This is a genomic window from Kineococcus vitellinus (assembly GCF_009906315.1).
Classification (GTDB): domain Bacteria; phylum Actinomycetota; class Actinomycetes; order Actinomycetales; family Kineococcaceae; genus Kineococcus; species Kineococcus vitellinus.
Genome location: NZ_JAAALL010000547.1, coordinates 1 through 1,370, shown reverse-complemented (window position 1 = coordinate 1,370; position 1,370 = coordinate 1). Strand labels below are relative to the sequence as shown.

The following is a 1,370-nucleotide window of genomic DNA, read 5'->3' as shown; positions in this document are numbered from 1 at the left end:
CATCCCGTTGGTGGCGGAGATGCCGCACGGGGGGTTCAAGCAGTCGGGGTACGGCAAGGACTTGTCGGTGTACGGGTTGGAGGACTACACGCGCCTGAAGCACGTGATGGCCAACATCGAGTCCTGACGCACCGCGCGTGCCCGGTCCCCGCCGCCCGCCGGCGGGGACCGGGCACGTCCGCGTCCGGTGGGTCAGGCGCCGCCCTCGGTCAGCGTCACCGCCAGCGGCGCGAACGAGGAACCCGTCACGTCCACGCCCTCGGCCGCCAGCTCGTCGAGCGCCTGCTGCACGTACTCGTTGCTCCAGGCGTCCGCGTCCGGCTCGGTCGTGATGACCGTCTGCCCCTCGGCGTTGCGCGTGTCCATCGCGATCTGCACCGTCCGCTCCCACGCCTCCTCGGAGATGAGGCCCGCACCGCCGGGAGCCGGCCACACGAGCTTGTTGACATCGTTGACCTGCCACAGCTGGTGGCTGGCGCCCAGGGTCGAACCCCGGGCCACGACGATGTCGCGGGCCTGCTCGGGCTCGTCGCGGGCGAACGCCCAGCCCTTGAGCGAGGCCTTGAGGAACTTGACGGTCTGCTCCTGGTAGGCGCTGTCGGCGAGCTTGTCGGTGCTCGCCCACACCGCGTCCTGCAGCATGGCGGTGCCCACCTCGTTCCAGTCCAGCACGGTGAAGTCCCCGGGGGTGAAGAGGGCCCCCGTGGCCGGGTTCGTCGCCTCCAGCAGCTGGGCGAACTCGTTGTAGGTCATGGCCTGCGCGGCGTCGATGTCGCCCTGCAGCAGCCCGAGCATGTCGAACTGCTGCTGCACCAGCTCGACGTCGGCGCTGGGGTCCAGCCCGGCGGCGGTCATGGCGGCGAACAGCTCGTACTCGTTGCCGAAGCCCCAGTTGCCGACCTTCTTGCCGCGCAACCCGCCGACGTCGGTGATCCCGGCGTCGGCGAAGGAGACCTGCAGGGTCCCCGAGCGCTGGAAGACCTGGGCCACGTCGGTGATGGCGGCGCCCTGCTCGCGGGAGGCCAGCGCCTTGGGCACCCAGGCGATCGCGTAGTCGGCCTGCCCCTGGGCGAGCACCGTCTGCGGGACGATGTCGGAACCGCCCTCGAGGATCTCCACGTCCAGGCCCTCGTCGGAGTAGAAGCCCTGGTCCAGCGCGGCGAAGTACCCGGCGAACTGCCCCTGCGTCACCCACTGCAGCTGCAGCTTGACGGGAGTGCCGCCGGCGCCGGCGGACGCGGGGGTCCCGGCGGCCTCCTGGTCGGCGCTGCCGCAGGCCGCGGCGGACAGGGCGAGCGCACCGCCGGCACCGGCGAGCAGGGCGGAGCGGCGGGTGGGGCTGGGGCTCACGAGGACCTCCGGGGGGTGCG

Annotated in this window: 2 protein-coding genes; one reads left to right on the top strand and one right to left on the bottom strand. The window is 72.1% G+C overall.

Annotation, left to right across the window (positions count from 1 at the left end; genetic code table 11):
* The coding region (locus GTQ99_RS23300) for an aldehyde dehydrogenase family protein (RefSeq protein ID WP_166618024.1) at positions 1-127 on the top strand (127 nt) is incomplete at its 5' end.
* Between the two features lie 65 nt (positions 128-192).
* Here GTQ99_RS23300 and GTQ99_RS23295 read toward each other — a convergent pair.
* On the bottom strand, positions 193-1,350 hold the full coding sequence (locus tag GTQ99_RS23295; protein WP_166618023.1) for an ABC transporter substrate-binding protein: 1,158 nt from the start codon (positions 1,348-1,350) through the stop codon (positions 193-195).
* Positions 1,351-1,370: the final 20 nt, after the last annotated feature.